Source organism: Mycobacterium mantenii (genome assembly GCF_001667865.1).
Taxonomy (GTDB): domain Bacteria; phylum Actinomycetota; class Actinomycetes; order Mycobacteriales; family Mycobacteriaceae; genus Mycobacterium; species Mycobacterium mantenii_A.
In genome coordinates, this window is record NZ_LZJP01000089.1 from 242,839 (window position 1) to 258,635 (window position 15,797).

The following is a 15,797-nucleotide window of genomic DNA, read 5'->3' on the forward strand; positions in this document are numbered from 1 at the left end:
ATAATGGTGAGTACGCCAGTGTCGCGGCGAGCGAAGCCTTTCGGGCAGCCGACGATCGACCTCCGCTCGCGGTGGGTTTCGGCTGACCGTGTGCCGGGACCCGTTGTGGCTCACCGGGCCACGCGGCACCGGCAAGAGAGGCGGTGTGGCGCAGGTGTCTTCGACGCCGATGACTGTCGATCTCGAGCCGGTGCAACTCGTCGCCCCGGATGGCTTACCCACGTCCGAACACCGCTACAGCCGTGAGCTTCCCGCCGAGACGCTGAGCTGGCTCTACGAGATGATGGTGGTCACCCGCGAGCTGGACGGCGAATTCGTCAACCTGAAGCGGCAAGGGGAACTGGCGTTGTTCGCGTCCTGTCGCGGCCAGGAAGCCGCCCAGGTCGGGGCGGCCGCGTGTCTGCGCAAGACGGACTGGTTGTTTCCCCAGTACCGGGAACTCGGCGCATTTCTGGTGCGCGGCATCCCGCCCGGGCACGTGGGGGCGGCGTGGCGCGGAACATGGCACGGCGGTTTGGAATTCACCAAGAAGTGCTGCGCTCCGCTGTCGATTCCGATCGGCACCCAGACGCTGCATGCGGTGGGGGCGGCGATGGCCGCCCGACTCCTCGACGAAGATTCGGTGACGGTTGCCTTCATCGGTGACGGCGCCACTAGCGTCGGAGACGTGCACGAGGCGCTCAATTTCGCGGCCGTGTTCGCCACGCCCTGCCTGTTTTTCGTGCAGAACAACCAGTGGGCGATCTCGGTGCCGATCTGCAAACAAACCGCCGCACCGTCGTTGGCCCACAAGGCGATCGGCTACGGAATGCCCGGAATCCGGGTGGACGGCAACGACGTCCTGGCCTGTTACGCGGTGACGGCCGAGGCCGCCGCCCGGGCCCGGGCCGGCGGCGGACCGACGTTGATCGAGGCGGTCACCTACCGCTTGGCACCGCACACCACGTCCGACGATCCGAGTCGATACCGGACGCAGGACGAAGTCGACCGCTGGGCGGCCCTGGAACCGATTGCGCGGTACCGCAGCTACCTGCAAGGGCGGGGCCTGTGGTCAGAACGGTTGGAGGAACGGGTTGTCGGCCGCGCGAAGCGGATGCGGGCCGAATTGCGCGAAGCGGTGTTCGACGCGCCCGATTTCGACATCGACGAGGTATTCACGTCGGTGTATGCCGAGATCACTCCGGGACTACAGGCGCAGCGGCAGCAGCTGCGGGCCGAACTCGACCGAGGTGATTGAGAGGCGTCCATGACTCAGCTCGCTGATCGGCCCGCCGGCCACGGCGAAACGCTCACCGCGGCAGTGGAGAACGTCGCGCTTGGGGCAGAGTCGTTGACGATGGTGCAGGCGCTCAACCGCGCACTGCACGACGCGATGGCCGCCGACGATCGCGTGCTGGTATTCGGTGAGGACGTCTCGGTCGAGGGAGGGGTGTTCCGGGTAACCGAGGGACTGGCCGCGGCGTTCGGCGAGGACCGCTGCTTCGACACGCCACTCGCGGAGTCCGCCATCATCGGGGTCGCGGTGGGGCTGGCACTGCGCGGCTTCATTCCGGTACCCGAGATCCAGTTCGACGGATTCTCCTACCCCGCCTTCGATCAAGTGGTCAGCCACCTGGCGAAGTACCGCACCCGCACCCGCGGCGAAATCAACATGCCCGTGACGGTGCGCATTCCCTCGTTCGGGGGAATCGGTGCCGCCGAACATCATTCGGACTCCACCGAGTCATATTGGGCGCACACCGCCGGCCTGAAGGTGGTGGTGCCGTCCAGCCCGGCCGACGCGTATTGGTTGCTGCGTCACGCGATCACCTGCCCGGACCCGGTCATGTATCTGGAGCCCAAGCGCCGGTATCAGGGCCGTGGGCTCGTTGACGTCACCCGGCCGGAACCGCCGATCGGACGGGCGATGGTGCGCCGGCCGGGCACCGACGTGACCGTCGTAACCTACGGCAGCTTGGTCGGCACCGCGGTGGGTACCGCCGAAGAAGCGCAGCGGCAACGTGGTTGGAGCCTGGAGGTCATCGACCTTCGATCCCTGGTGCCGCTGGACTTCGATACCGTCGCCGCGTCGATCCATCGGACCGGGCGCTGCGTGGTGATGCACGAGGGGCCGCGGAGCCTGGGGTATGGCGCGGGGTTGGCCGCCCGAATCCAGGAGGAGTTGTTCTACGAGCTCGAGGCACCCGTGTTGCGCGCGTGCGGGTTTGACACCCCGTATCCTCCGGCGCGGTTGGAGAAGTGGTGGCTGCCCGGCCCCGACCGGCTACTGGATTGTGTCGAGCGCGTGTTGGAACAGCCATGAGCGACGAGCGGATCAAGTCGTTTCGGGTTCCCGACCTCGGTGAGGGACTGGAAGAAATCACGGTGACGCGGTGGCACGTGGCGGTGGGTGACGACGTCGCCCTGAACCAGGTGTTGTGCACGGTGGAGACCGCCAAGGCAGAAGTGGAGATTCCCAGCCCGTACGCTGGGCGGATCGTCGAAAGGAACGGCGCCGAAGGCGATGTGCTCAACGTGGGGGCGGTACTGCTGCAGATCGACGTCGCCCCGGTCGGCGGCGAATTGCCGTCCGCTGAAACGGACGTGCCCACGCTGGTCGGTTACGGCACCGACTCAGGCATCGACGCCAGCCGGCGCACCACCCGTCCGCTGGCCGCCCCTCCGGTCCGCAAGCTGGCCAAAGAGCTGATGGTCGACCTCGGCTCGGTACAGCACCGCGCAGGCGCCGTCATCACCCGGCAGGATGTGCTCTCGGCGGCTCGCGCCAACGGAAACGGCGCCGATGTCCGGCCCGTCCGGGGTGTGCACGCCCGGATGGCGGAGAAAATGGCGTTGTCGCACAGGGAGATTCCGGCGGCAAAGGTTGGTGTCGAGGTCGACTGCAGCGAGCTGCTGCGGATGTCCGACCGGCTTCGGTCGGCGCATGCGGAGATCACGCCCTTCGTGCTCATGTTGCGACTGCTGGTCATCGCGTTGCGCCACAACGAGATATTGAACTCGACGTGGGTCGACTCGCCGCAGGGACCGCAGGTGCGCGTCGACCATCGTGTGCACCTGGGCGTCGCCACGGCCACCGAGCGTGGCTTGCTCGTCCCGGTAATCGCCGACGCCCATAGCAAGACGACCCGCGAACTAGCCGGCAGGGCAGCCGAATTGGTCGCCGGTGCGCGTGCGGGCACCCTGGAACCGGGGGAGTTACGGGGTTCGACGTTCACCGTGACGAATTTCGGGGCGCTGGGCGTGGACGACGGCGTGCCGGTGATCAACCATCCCGAAGCCGCCATCCTAGGCATCGGGGTGATCAAGCCGCGGCCCGTCGTCCGCGGCACCGAGATCGTGGTGCGCCCGACGATGACGTTGACGTGTGTGTTCGACCATCGCGTCGCCGACGGCGCCCAGGCGGCCCAATTCGCCTGCGAGCTCAAGGATCTGATCGAGTCGCCCGATACCGCGCTGCTGGACTTGTAGGTTCGGGTCAGGAGTGCGGCGGCACCGGGCACCAGAACAGGCCGCAATTGAAATTGGGCTGGTGAAACGGCGGCGGCGGGGGGTACGGCGGCGGGTTGTCGGTGTCCCAGCACTGATTCCAGTACCTGTTCTCACCCCATGCCGGGTTCCACGGCTGGTTGGGGCACCAGTGCACTCGTGGCGCAGGCCCCGGCTGCGCGTGCGCGGCTCCCGGGGCCAGTGCGACTCCGGCCGTCGCGACTCCGCTGGACAGCAGGACCCCGGCGATCAGTCGGGTCAGGGTGTAGTGGGTGTGCACGCTGCAGTCCTTTGCTCAGGCCGGTTGGCGTCGTCGCGGCAAGTGCACCCCGACGGCTACGCTACCGATCCCAAACTGCACACACACGGGAACGCCTACCTGCGTTGTGCCGCGGCCAATCGCTGTGCGAATTCCGGTGATTGGATCGAATAGGACTGCGGACCCAGCTCGGCGCGCATGGCGAGCTGATGTTGCTCGTTGTCCAGCGACCCCGGACTGACGGTGGCGCGCATGGTGGCCTTGGTCGCCAGCACCACTTCCCGCGGGGCCGCCGCCGGGCCGGCGGCCAGCTCGAGCGCCGCAGCGACCGGATCGTCGGCGACGCTCAGCGCCAAGCCATGCCGCACGGCGGCGTCGGCGTCGAAGCGCATGCCGAACAGCAGGGCAGCGCGGGCGACCTGCGGGCCGACCGCTCGCTGCAACATCCATGTCGCACCCCCGCCGGGGTGCAGCCCCAGCTTCTGGAATCTCGCGTCGAACACGGCGGCGGGTCCGGCGATCCGCACGTCGGCCGCCAGGGCAAGGTTCAGACCCGCGCCCACCGCCGCGCCGTTGACCGCGGCAATGGTGGGCAGCCGGCAACTACCCACGGCCATAAACCCGTCGTACAGCTGCTGCAGGCCCGTCTCGGCCGCTCCGCCGCCGGCCGCGCCCAGGGCACTGAGATCGGCACCCGCGCAGAACGCCTTGCCGGCCCCGGTGACCACCACGGCATGCACATCAGGATCGGCCTCGGCCCGCTCGACGGCCTCGCGCAGGTGCCCGGACGACTCGGCGGTTATCGCGTTGCGCCGATCGGGATCGTTGACGGTGATGAGTGCGACGCGGTTGGTGACGGAGAACAGGATGAGTTCGGACTGGGCCATCGGGCACCTCCGGCTTCGGGTATCGGCTGTGGATGCACCCGACCATGCATCGGCGGCAGCGTCGCGGGCGAGTTAAGACTACTTCGCGCGTTGGGGGCGGGGTCCGCCGGTGTGAACGTCACTAACGAGAACCAGGGGAAAAGGCGGGCATTCCACCGGGTCTTATTGGCTCATCCGAGCAGCCGACGCCATTAGCGGGCGCCCCGCGCATCTACGGCCACGCCGCGCAAACGCGAAAACCTTTGCGGGGTGCGCGGTCGTTACCAGAATCTACAAGTATTGCTGTATTTATTGGAAACAATCCGACGCGTTTGGCCTCGTTGGCCAGCTCGCCGAGTCGACCTGGCAACACGCACGGTGAAACGTCGACCGGGCCAGGGGCCAGCGCTTTGGTGTCGTCTTGTTGAGCCGCCGAAATTGATGGGAAACGCTACAGCTCGGGTTTCGCTAACTTCTTCGCCAGCTCATCGAGTTCGGCCTGGCGCTCACGCACCGCGCACCCCCCGCGCTCCGTACGCGCGCCCTGCAGAATGGCCCTCGGCAGCGCATCGCTTCGCAACCTGTTGTTGGCGTAATGAATTGCGGCGTCGATCATCTCGATGTACCGCTCCGCGTCGTCCTCTGCGCAGGAACCCTCGATGCGCTGGACTTCGTCCCAGCACGGATAGGACGAGTATCGGGCGTCAAGCTGTTGCTGGGAGACTTGCGTTCCGAAGTAACAACGCCAGTCGCGGCTCAACCAACCCCTAGTCTTGACTTCGACTTTGATTCGATTGCCAACGCCGGCTACAAACCTCGGCTCTCCGACGCGTACTACCGGCTCCCAGTCATTCGACGCCATATCGCCAACCCCTCGAAGAGAAGACGCTCTAAGTAATGATCTCCCCGTAAGCGCCATCTGCTCGTTTTGACACGCTGTTCCCGGAATGGTTAAACCGCAAACTTTTCAGAGCGACTTCGACCTTTGCCGGTGTATCAGGCAGTATGGAAGACGACCCAAATGCCATTACCGGCGGTTCCGCGTACGCGCTTTGCGGTCCTTGGCTTCGTCTGCAAATTTGGCCGTGACCTGCGTCACTGTGGGTACCGCCCGGACGCACACTCCCAACCTTGGCCCGCGGCCGTCACATCCGCCACTCGGGCACCCCCTGATCGTCACGAGGTGACTTCCGAATCCGCTAGCACATGCGCTATCGGACTCGCGAAGCTCGAAGTGGTCAAGACCAGCGGTCGCCCGAACTCGCCACGCGCCGATCGCGCCGGCCCGTTTCGAGCTCCCGCAGCCAAGGATCCGTTGAGGATCCGCCAAGCCGCCGCCCCCAAGCTCATGTCAGCCCAAAAGGGCATCCCAATCGGCATCAACGCGAGGAGCACCTCATGCGGAAAACGGGGTACAGGACGACGCGGTACGGGGCCATGGCGGCCCGGGCGTACGCAAGGACACGCGATCCCAGAATCGGATACGTGCGCCTGATGCTGGTCTCCATCACGACAGCCGGGCTGATCGGCCTCGGCGTCGGTGTCGGTGTCGCCAGCCTCGATCGGCCGTTGGCCGGGCGGCGTTGCTCCGGTCCGGATGTGACCACGCACGACGCAACCGGCCTGACGTTGTCGTGCGGCCCGGCGGCGGGTGACAATCGCGAGGCGGTGTGGCAGCATGCGCCGGCGTCATAGCCCCCGTAGGTCAAGTGGCAGAGCGGGCTTCGGGTCCGTCGAATGCCCCTCGGCGGTGCGCCCCGGCAAGGACGAGCGAGCGCCACCATCCGCGGTGCGCGCCGTTGACGCGCCACTTCATCAAAGAACTGAGGCAGGCGCCCTCAGAGATGGCCCGCCACGAAAGTGGCGGCCTGACTGGGCATTCCGGACCCTTTGTAAGACTGGGCGGCCGCCGAGAACATCTCGTCGTGCGAGGGCAGCGCCAGGGCCCCACCCGGAGTGCAGACCGGGTCACCGGGCGCGCACAGGTCGATGGCCTTGGCGCCGTACCACGGGCTGACCACACTCACCGGTGCCCCCAGGTACCGGGCCGACGGGTTCCCGAACAGGGCGAGCGCGGCGACATGGTTCGCCTCGTCCGCCGTCAGGATCTGGGGCATCAAGCCCGCGATCGGTGCCTGGGCGATGGTGATCAGATCGATCACCATGGCGCCCTGGGAGTATCCGCCGAGCACCAGTTTGGTGCCGGGACACGTCGCAACCATGGCCTGAACGTGAGCATGGGCGTCGCCGGCGCCGGCCGATGCGGACGGGGCGAAATCTTCGTCGGCCGGATAGTTGACCGCATACACCGCGACGGAGCGGCCCCCGACCTGGGAACGCAGGGAATCGATGAATTCCTGTCCGACCCCGCCGACGCCGGGCGGCTCAGCGGTGCCTCGGGCGAACGTCACCTCGATGTCGGGGCAGGGGACGGCGGATGCGGAAATCGGCGGGCACAGCAGCGCCGCGCAGGTTGTCGCCACCGCGGCACCCAGCAAACGCGCTAGCCGGCGTGCGTTCACGCAACCAATGCTGACATATCGCGGCCGCAAAAGGCACCGCCCAAATCACGCCGGTCGGCGCCGGAACTTTCGATCCGCACCGCTTGCCGGCGGGTGGTGGCGTCGGCCGCGTGTAATCGAAGGTATCGCTAGTCGTTATGGCGCAACGGTTCTCGATGCCCGGGTGATGCCGTTGTTGGCAACGCATGCAATGTCCGGCTAAAAGCGGCAGCAACCAGACAGCAGCGTCCGAACGCTTCGTTGTCCGTCAAGCCCATCGCGGCGCCTGGGAATCGCCCACCCGTTGGTGGTGACAAAGCGGTGGCAGAAGCAGGTCCGCCGACTTCGCTGCAGGTCGAAGGGTGATCGTCGAGCCTGACTTTCTCACGGCCGATGACTATCCGCAAAAGGAATCTATTGGGTTCTCATTTGCAACGAATGCAATACTCGTCAGCCTGATTCTGCGTTTCGTGTATCGAACTGCATTCAGGACACTCTTGAATGTATTTGTGATTTGGATTCAGGCACGTAGCCATCGAGGCCTGTTTTTGCCTGAATACACTTGCTGAACTCTTATTCCTACCGGACAACATTGCGATCGATTTCCCTGCTCAAAGGTGCATAGCAGCGGCTGCGAAAGCAGCTACCTCAGTTTGCCGTTATCCATCCCTGTTCCCAAACACGGCTGGTTGAAACCTCGGGGGAGGTCGACCTCCCACAACGCTGTCGCGAGGCCCGCGGGGCTGCAGTGGGCTACCCCGCATCTGCATTCCAAAATGGCGTAGCCCACTACTCTAGACGGCTCATTCTGCCGCGCCGGAGACTAATAACGTTCTGCCCCTCCAGCGAAAGGTTAAGCCATGACCATCGTCGCTACAACGATTGTCCATCCGAACCCTGGGGTCACCTGGGACGACATTCAGAAGCAGCTGAAGCGAGCGACTGGGCTTGCTCGCAAACATGGCGCGGAGAACGTCACCGCACTGGTCAACATGATCGGAGGTCAGGGCACCAACGCCATCGGCCTGCTGACGACCGCCGAGGACTGGGCCACATACGGCAAGATCCAGCAGAGCCTCAATGCTGACCCGGATTACCAGAGCCTTCTCGTCGACGCGGCCCAGATGGCCACCTGGGAGAACTACGTCAGTCAGACGATCGAGGTCTGAAAACGCGCTGAGTATCACGTGATCGACAACCCTCGGCCCTGCGTATCGGCGCCGTTGATTGTCGATCGCCCATCGACCGCCTAGGTAGACACCAGTAGTGGCTACCTAGGCGTTAGGCGACCGTTCTCCAAGTGAGATCGCCCATTCCCGCCGGGAGCGGTGCCGCAACTCAAACCATTCTGAAAGATCGACCGAAATACCGACAGGCCTTATCCGCAGACGAGACGTCAAGCGTCATCCGACGTCATACACCGAACAAAGTGCCCCCGGCACGACTCGAACGTGCGACCTAGGGATTAGAAGGCCCTTGCTCTATCCACCTGAGCTACGGAGGCAATGTGCAGGTCAGTCTATCCAACCCCACCCGCTGAACCGACTCGCCGCCGCGACGCGCGCGAAAACCCTTCCCGCGCCACGTTTATCGGTTATCGTGAGGACCCTCGACACACGTACAACATCGGCCGGTCATCGGCTGTTAACCGCAACGGGGCGTGTGCATAACGTCGAGTCGAGAGGTGACGTCGTAATGAGCGTGGCCAGTAATCGGACATCGCCCTGCTCGTGGGCCGGCACCCAGGCGGCACGCCTGGCCGCCGAAGCCCGGGATGTCTACCAGCTCGGCAACCTGGTGCTGCGGGGAGGCCCGCTCGCGCTGGGCTTTGTCGCCGGCTGGCTGTTCACGGAGTTTCCCCCGCACGTGGTGACCGGGCATGCGCTGTCCCGTGTTTCGCACCCGTCGGTCGGCCGGGTCGGCAAGACGCTGGCCGCCCAGCGGGCCGACCGAACCCTGACCACCGCGCTCGAGGAGGCCTTCGGCCCCGAGTTCCGGGAGCAGGTATGTCACCCGGCCGCCGTCGCGGCCCTGTGCGCCCGGCGAGGTGGACTGCTGGGCAGGCCCGGGCCGCACCGCCGGTACGCGGCCCAGACGTCCGGCATCTCCTACGGTCCGAGTCCGCGCGACAACCTGCTTGACATCTGGCGGCGCGATGACCTGGCGCCCGGCTGCCGGGCGCCGGTGCTGATCCAGGTGCCGGGCGGGGCCTGGGCGCTGAACGGCAGGCGCCCGCAGGCGTACACGCTGATGAGCCGCATGGTCGAACTCGGCTGGATCTGCGTCTCGATCGACTACAGCAAGAGCCCCCGCGCCACCTTTCCCGCGCACCTCATCGACGTCAAAAGGGCGATCGCGTGGGTCCGGGAGAACATCGCCGACTACGGCGGTGACCCCGACTTCGTCGCGATCACCGGCGGTTCGGCGGGCGGGCACCTGGCCTCCCTCGCGGCGCTCACGCCGAACGACCCCACCTTCCAACCCGGTTTCGAAGACGCCAACACCACCGTGCAGGCGGTCGCGCCCTATTACGGCGTCTACGACTTCACCGACTTCGAGAACATGCACGTGCTGATGTTGCCGTTCCTCGAACAGTTCGTGATGAAGGCCCGTTACGCCGACGAGCCCGAGCGCTTCACGGCGGCGTCGCCGGTTTCCTACGTGCACAGCGACGCGCCGCCCTTCTTCGTGCTGCACGGCGAGAAGGACGAATTGGTGCCCAGCGGCCAGGCCCGTGCCTTCTGCGCGGCGCTGCGCGCGGCCGGCGCGGCCACGGTGGCCCACGCCGAACTCGGCAACGCTCACCACGCTTTCGACATCACGCCCACGGTGCGGTCGCGGCTGGCCGCCGACGCCGTCGCCGATTTCCTCGGTGTCGTCTATGGGCGGCGCGTCAGCTCGCTGCTGGATTCGCTGCCCCTGTCGGCCACTTCGGCCAGCTGAGCCCCCGCCCGAGTACCTGTCACTCCTTTCACCAGCGCGGTAACCCGACTAGCGTTGGGTAGACCATTGGGGTTGGTGGGTCCAAGGCAGGAGGCTTGATCGACGGTGACAAGGTTGGCGCGTCGAGCTGATGACCATGACTGAGGCCGTCGAGGCGATCAAGTTGTCCGACCAGCTCGGGCCGGTTGACTACCTACTGCACAGGGGAGAGGCGAACCCCCGAACCCGGTCGGGGATCATGGCGCTGGAGCTCCTGGACACCACGCCGGACTGGCAGCAATTTCGCACCCGATTCGAGAACGCCTCCCGCCGGGTGTTGCGGCTGCGGCAGAAGGTCGTGGTGCCCACCTTGCCGACGGCGTCGCCGCGCTGGGTGGTCGATCCCGATTTCAACCTGGATTTCCACGTGCGCCGGGTGCGGGTGTCCGAACCCGGCACGCTTCGTGAAGTATTCGATCTCGCCGAGGTCATTCTGCAGTCGCCGATGGACATTTCGCGGCCGCTGTGGACGGCCACCCTGGTCGAGGGTCTGGCCGACGGAAGGGCCGCGACGCTGCTGCATGTCAGCCACGCCGTCACCGACGGCGTCGGCGGGGTCCAGATGTTCGCCGAGATCTACGACCTCGAGCGCAATCCGCCGGCCAAGCCGACGCTGCCGCTGCCGGTCCCGCAAGACCTGACGTCCAATGACCTGATGCGCCAGGGCATTAACCACCTGCCGTTCGCCCTCGTCGGCGGTGTGATGGGCGCGCTGTCGGGCGCGGTCTCGGCGGCCGGGCGCGCGGTCCTGGAACCGACCGCCACCGTTTCGGGGATCGTCGGGTACGCCATGTCGGGCATGCGCGTCCTCAACCGGGCCGCCGAGCCGTCGCCGCTGCTGCGGCGGCGCAGCCTGGCCACCCGCAGCGAGGCGATCGATATTCCGCTCGCGGATCTGCACAGGGCCGCAAAAGCCGGCGGCGGATCGATCAACGACGCCTACCTCGCCGGACTGTGTGGCGCCCTGCGCCGCTACCACGAGGCGCTCGGCGTGCCGATTAGCACGCTGCCGATGGCGGTGCCGGTCAACCTGCGCGCCGAATCGGACACGGCCGGCGGCAACCGGTTCACCGGTGTCAACCTAGCGGCGCCGATCGGCACCGTCGACCCGGTCTCCCGGATGAAAAAGATTCGCGCTCAAATGACGCAGCGCCGTGACGAGCCCGCGATGAACATCATCGGCTCGGTGGCGCCGGTGCTCAGCGTTCTGCCGACCGCGGTGCTGGAGGGGATCACCGGCTCGGTGATCGGCTCCGACGTGCAGGCCAGCAACGTCCCGGTCTTCCCGGGAGACACCTACATCGCCGGCGCAAAAATCTTGCGACAGTACGGTATCGGCCCGCTGCCCGGAGTGGCGATGATGGTGGTGCTGATTTCCCGGGGCGGCTGGTGCACCATCACCGTGCGCTACGACAGGGCCTCGGTGAAAAACGAGACGTTGTTCGCCCAGTGCCTGCTGGACGGTTTCGACGAGATCCTGGCGCTGGCCGGTGATCCACCACCGCGCGCGGTGCCCGCCTCGTTCACCGAGCCGGCCGCGTCGTCCCGATCGGCGGCGGGCTCATGAGCGCCTCGACGGAGCAGCCCGACGAACGCGGTACCCAAAACACCGGGCAGGACATGCGGCTGCCCGGCTCGGTCGCCGAGATCATGGCCAGCCCCACCGGGCCCAAGATCGGTGCGTTCTTCGACCTGGACGGCACGCTGGTCGCCGGGTTCACCGCGATCATCCTGACCCAGGAACGGCTGCTGCGCCGCGATATGGGTGTGGGGGAGCTGCTCGGCATGGTGCAGGCGGGCCTGAGCCACACCCTGGGGCGCATCGAGTTCGAAGACCTCATCGGCAAGGCCGCCACGGCGCTGGCCGGCCGACTGCTCGACGACTTGGAAGAGATCGGCGAGCGGATGTTCATCCAGCGGATCGAGTCGCGAATCTACCCGGAGATGCGCGAGCTGGTGCGCGCTCACATGGCCCGCGGTCACACCGTGGTGCTCAGCTCGTCGGCGCTGACCATCCAGGTGAACCCGGTCGCGCGTTTCCTCGGCATCCCCAACATGCTCACCAACAAGTTCGAGACCACCGAGGACGGCATGCTCACCGGTGACGTCGAGAAGCCGATCCTGTGGGGGCCGGGCAAAGCCGCTGCGGTACAACGGTTTGCAGCCGAGCGCGATATCGATCTCAAGGACAGCTACTTCTACGCCGACGGTGACGAGGACGTCGCCCTGATGTACCTGGTCGGAAATCCGCGGCCGACGAATCCCGAAGGCAAGATGGCCGCGGTGGCCAAGCGCCGCGGTTGGCCGATCCTGCGCTTCAGCAGCCGCGGGCCGGTGGGCCTACGGCGGCAATTGCGCACGCTCGCCGGCTTCGGCTCGATGTTCCCGGTCGCTGCCGGCGCGGTGGGCATCGGCGTGCTGACCCGCAACCGGCGGCGCGGCGTCAACTTCTTCACCTCCAACTTCTCCCAGTTGTCGCTTGCGATTGCCGGGGTGCAACTCAACGTCATCGGCAGGGAGAATCTCACCGCACAACGCCCGGCGGTCTTTATCTTCAACCACCGCAACCAGGTTGACCCGGTCATCACCGGCGCGCTGGTGCGCGACAACTGGGTCGGCGTGGGCAAGAAGGAGCTGCAGAAAGACCCCGTCATGGGCACCATCGGCAGGCTGGTGGACGGCGTGTTCATCGACCGCGATGATCAGGCCGCCGCGGTGGAGATGCTGCACGAGGTCGAAGACCGGGCGCGCAGGGGGCTCTCGATCGTGATCGCCCCGGAGGGCACCCGCGTCGACACCACCGAGGTCGGCCCATTCAAGAAGGGGCCGTTCCGGATTGCGATGGCCGCGGGCATCCCGATCGTCCCGATCGTGATCCGCAACGCCGAGCTCGTTGCCGCCCGAAACTCGACCGTCATCAACCCGGGCACCGTCGACGTCGCGGTCTTCCCGCCGATCTCGGTGCAGGACTGGACACTTGACGACCTGCCGGAGCGGATCGCCGGGGTGCGCCAGCTGTATCTGGACACGCTCGCGAACTGGCCCGTCGGCGAACTGCCCGAGGTCGACCTGTACGCCGAGAGGAAGGCGGCCGAAAAGGCCAAGAGCCAGGCCGCCAAAGCATCGGCGAAGAAGGCCACGGCAAAGAAGGCGCCCGCGAAGAAGGCCGCTGCAAAGAAGGCGCCCGCGAAGAAGGCCGCGCCGAAAACGAAGCAGCCAAAGGCGAATCCCCACGAATCCCAGGCCGCCCTCAAAGACGGTGAGGTGCAACGACCCGCCGCGGCCGTCAACGCCGAGCCGCCGGAGTCGCCGACCCGAGGGCATCCGTGACCGAACCGGCCGCAGATACCAGCGCGATCCTAGCCAGGACAGACTCGCTGGTATTGGCGTCGATGACCTCGCCGGTCGAGATGGATCTGGTGACGGCGTGGATGGATCGACAGCGCGCCGGCAATCCGGGGGCGAATTTCGATCTGGTGAAACTGCCGAGGCTCGACGCGCCGCCGGAAGCGATGACGGCCCTGGCCGAACAGCTCGAGTGCGGGGAAGACCGCTCGATCGTGCCGGTGCGGGTGTTCTGGCTGCCGGAGCCGGATCGCGGCCGACTCGCCAAGCTGGCCGGGCTGCTCCCGGGCCGGGATCCCTACCATCCCAACCAGCGTCAGCAAGAACAGATCGTGCGAACCGCTCCCCAGCGGGCACGGGTGGTGGCCGGCGAAGCGGCCGCCGTCTCCGAACTGCGCCGGCAATGGCGGGACACCACCGTGGGGGAAGACAAGAACGACTTCGCCCAGTTCGTGATCCGCCGCGCCATCCTGGCGATGGAACGCGTCGAGTACCGAATCCTCGGACCCCAGTACAAATCCCCGCGATTGGTGAAGCCGGAGATATTGGCCTCCAACCGGTTTCGCGCGGGCCTGGCCAAGATTCCCGGCGCCACCGTCGACGAGGCCGGAAAGATGCTCGACGAACTCGCCACCGGGTGGAGTCGCGCCTCGGTCGACCTCGTCGGGGTTCTGGGCAGGATGCTCAGCCGCGGCTTCGATCCCGAGATCGACTACGACGGCTACCAGGTCGCGGCGTTGCGGACCGGCCTGGAGGCTCACCCCGCGGTGCTGCTGTTCTCGCACAGGTCCTACATCGACGGCGCGGTGGTGCCGGTTGCCATGCAGGAGAACCGGTTACCGCCGGTGCACGTGTTCGCCGGCATCAACTTGTCGTTCGGTGCCATGGGCCCGCTGTTGCGACGTTCCGGTGTCATCTTCATCCGCCGCAACATCGGCAACGACCGGCTCTACAAGTTCGTGCTGCGCGAATACGTCGGGTACATAGTCGAGAAGCGGTTCAACCTGAGCTGGTCCATCGAGGGCACCCGTTCGCGCACCGGAAAGATGCTGCCACCCAAGCTCGGCCTGCTGGCCTACGTCGCCGACGCCTATTTGGACGGCCGCAGCGAAGACATTCTGCTGCAACCGGTTTCGATCAGCTTCGACCAGCTGCACGAGACGGCGGAATACGCCGCCTACGCCCGCGGCGGTGAGAAGACACCCGAAGGTGTCGGCTGGTTGTACAACTTCATTCGCGCGCAGGGTGAACGCAACTACGGCAAGATCTACGTCCGATTCCCCGAAGCGGTGTCGATGCGCCAGTACCTGGGCGCACCGCACGGCCCGGTGGCGCAGGATCCGGACGCCAAAAGGCTTGCGCTGCAGAAGATGTCGTTCGAGGTCGCCTGGCGGATCCTGCAGGCGACGCCGGTGACGGCCACGGGTCTGGTGTGCGCATTGCTGCTGACCACGCGCGGGGCGGCGTTGACGCTCGGCCAGCTGCACCACACCCTGCAGGACTCGCTGGATTACCTGGAACGCAAACACAACCCGATGTCCACCAGCGCCTTGCGGCTGCGCACGCACGAGGGGGTGCGCGCGGCGGTCGACGCCCTGTCCAACGGACACCCGATCACCCGGGTCGACGGCGGCCGGGAACCGGTGTGGCGCATCGCGCCCGAGGAACAGCACGCCGCGGCCTTTTACCGCAATTCGGTGATCCACGCGTTTCTGGAGACCTCGATCGTCGAGCTTGCGCTGGCCCACGCCCGCCACGCCGACGGCGACCGCATGGCGGCCTTCTGGGACCAGGCGATGCGGCTGCGCGATCTGTTGAAGTTCGACTTCTATTTCGCCGACTCGGCGACGTTCCGGGACAATATCGCCGAAGAGATGGCCTGGCACAACGAGTGGGAGGCCCACGTCGTCGCCGGCGGTGACGAGATCGACGCGCTGCTGTTCGCCAAGCGTCCGCTGATGGCGGAAGCGATGTTGCGGGTGTTCTTCGAGGCCTATGAGATCGTCGCCGACGTGCTGCGCGACGCACCGCCGGACATCGACCGACAGGAACTGACGGAGTTGGCGCTGGGCGTCGGCCGACAGTACGTGGCGCAGACCCGGATCCGCAGCAGCGAATCGGTGTCGACGCTGTTGTTCGCCACCGCGCGTCAGGTTGTCGACGACCAGAATCTGACCGCACCCGCCCCGGACCTGGCCGAGAGGCGAGGCCAATTCCTGCGGGAGCTGCGCGACGTCCTGCGCGACTTCAACTACGTCGGGCGGATCGCGCGCGACCAGTTCGTGGCCCGCGAGGCAAGGGCGCGTCAGGACCGTCTGAACAGCCACACTCTGTAGCCGGCCGGCCCGCCCATACCCT

13 protein-coding genes and 1 tRNA gene are annotated in these 15,797 nt (G+C 66.4%); 9 read left to right on the forward strand and 5 right to left on the reverse strand.

All coding sequences use genetic code 11. The annotated features are described in order from the left end of the window. Positions 1–169 precede the first annotated feature (169 nt). The 3 genes from pdhA to A5688_RS14875 are packed head-to-tail and all read left to right on the forward strand — an operon-like array spanning position 170 to position 3,468. The gene (pdhA, locus tag A5688_RS14865) at positions 170–1,237 is read left to right on the forward strand and encodes a pyruvate dehydrogenase (acetyl-transferring) E1 component subunit alpha (protein WP_120312547.1); all 1,068 of its coding nucleotides are present in this window, start codon (positions 170–172) and stop codon (positions 1,235–1,237) included. Positions 1,238–1,246: 9 nt separating this feature from the next. Then, entirely contained in the window at positions 1,247–2,302 is a 1,056-nt protein-coding gene (bkdB, locus tag A5688_RS14870) for a 3-methyl-2-oxobutanoate dehydrogenase subunit beta (RefSeq protein WP_067911402.1), read from the forward strand. Then, positions 2,299–3,468 (forward strand): dihydrolipoamide acetyltransferase family protein, encoded by a 1,170-nt coding sequence (locus A5688_RS14875; RefSeq protein ID WP_067911399.1) that lies wholly within the window; start codon positions 2,299–2,301, stop codon positions 3,466–3,468. Before bkdB ends, A5688_RS14875 begins: the two co-directional genes overlap by 4 nt. A 7-nt stretch (positions 3,469–3,475) precedes the next feature. Here A5688_RS14875 and A5688_RS27575 read toward each other — a convergent pair whose 3' ends face one another. The 3 genes from A5688_RS27575 to A5688_RS14885 form a co-directional block, all read right to left on the reverse strand. Continuing rightward, entirely contained in the window at positions 3,476–3,766 is a 291-nt protein-coding gene (locus A5688_RS27575) for a hypothetical protein (RefSeq protein ID WP_131811891.1), read from the reverse strand. A 95-nt stretch (positions 3,767–3,861) separates the two neighbouring features. Then, positions 3,862–4,632 carry an enoyl-CoA hydratase gene (locus A5688_RS14880; protein ID WP_067911396.1) on the reverse strand — a complete coding sequence of 257 codons (771 nt, stop codon included), beginning with the start codon at positions 4,630–4,632 and terminating at the stop codon, positions 3,862–3,864. A 430-nt stretch (positions 4,633–5,062) separates the two neighbouring features. Continuing rightward, on the reverse strand, positions 5,063–5,473 hold the full coding sequence (locus A5688_RS14885) for a hypothetical protein (protein ID WP_067829150.1): 411 nt from the start codon (positions 5,471–5,473) through the stop codon (positions 5,063–5,065). Between the two features lie 623 nt (positions 5,474–6,096). On the opposite strand from A5688_RS14885, the gene A5688_RS14890 reads away from it, so the two are divergent. Continuing rightward, positions 6,097–6,306 carry a hypothetical protein gene (locus A5688_RS14890; RefSeq protein ID WP_067911393.1) on the forward strand — a complete coding sequence of 70 codons (210 nt, stop codon included), beginning with the start codon at positions 6,097–6,099 and terminating at the stop codon, positions 6,304–6,306. A 143-nt stretch (positions 6,307–6,449) separates the two neighbouring features. Here the strand turns inward: A5688_RS14890 and A5688_RS14895 are convergent, their stop codons facing one another. Next, a complete protein-coding gene (locus tag A5688_RS14895; RefSeq protein ID WP_207546673.1) occupies positions 6,450–7,133 on the reverse strand; it encodes a cutinase family protein in 684 nt (227 codons plus the stop codon). Between the two features lie 839 nt (positions 7,134–7,972). Between A5688_RS14895 and A5688_RS14900 the strand changes: the two genes are divergently transcribed. Beyond that, positions 7,973–8,281 carry a hypothetical protein gene (locus tag A5688_RS14900; RefSeq protein ID WP_067829156.1) on the forward strand — a complete coding sequence of 103 codons (309 nt, stop codon included), beginning with the start codon at positions 7,973–7,975 and terminating at the stop codon, positions 8,279–8,281. 261 nt (positions 8,282–8,542) lie between these two features. Here A5688_RS14900 and A5688_RS14905 read toward each other — a convergent pair. Further along, positions 8,543–8,616, reverse strand: a tRNA-Arg gene (locus A5688_RS14905). A 191-nt stretch (positions 8,617–8,807) separates the two neighbouring features. Between A5688_RS14905 and A5688_RS14910 the strand changes: the two genes are divergently transcribed. From A5688_RS14910 to A5688_RS14925, 4 genes are all read left to right on the forward strand, one after another. Continuing rightward, complete coding sequence (locus tag A5688_RS14910) at positions 8,808–10,055, forward strand: alpha/beta hydrolase (protein WP_067829158.1); 1,248 nt, start codon at positions 8,808–8,810, stop codon at positions 10,053–10,055. A 130-nt stretch (positions 10,056–10,185) separates the two neighbouring features. Further along, entirely contained in the window at positions 10,186–11,661 is a 1,476-nt protein-coding gene (locus A5688_RS14915; protein WP_067829162.1) for a WS/DGAT/MGAT family O-acyltransferase, read from the forward strand. After that, positions 11,658–13,424, forward strand: a complete 1,767-nt coding sequence (locus tag A5688_RS14920) for an HAD-IB family hydrolase/lysophospholipid acyltransferase family protein (RefSeq protein WP_067911390.1) — start codon at positions 11,658–11,660, stop codon at positions 13,422–13,424. The genes A5688_RS14915 and A5688_RS14920 overlap by 4 nt, the downstream gene beginning before the upstream one ends. Further along, positions 13,421–15,775 carry a glycerol-3-phosphate 1-O-acyltransferase gene (locus A5688_RS14925; protein WP_067911387.1) on the forward strand — a complete coding sequence of 785 codons (2,355 nt, stop codon included), beginning with the start codon at positions 13,421–13,423 and terminating at the stop codon, positions 15,773–15,775. Before A5688_RS14920 ends, A5688_RS14925 begins: the two co-directional genes overlap by 4 nt. Positions 15,776–15,797 lie beyond the last annotated feature (22 nt).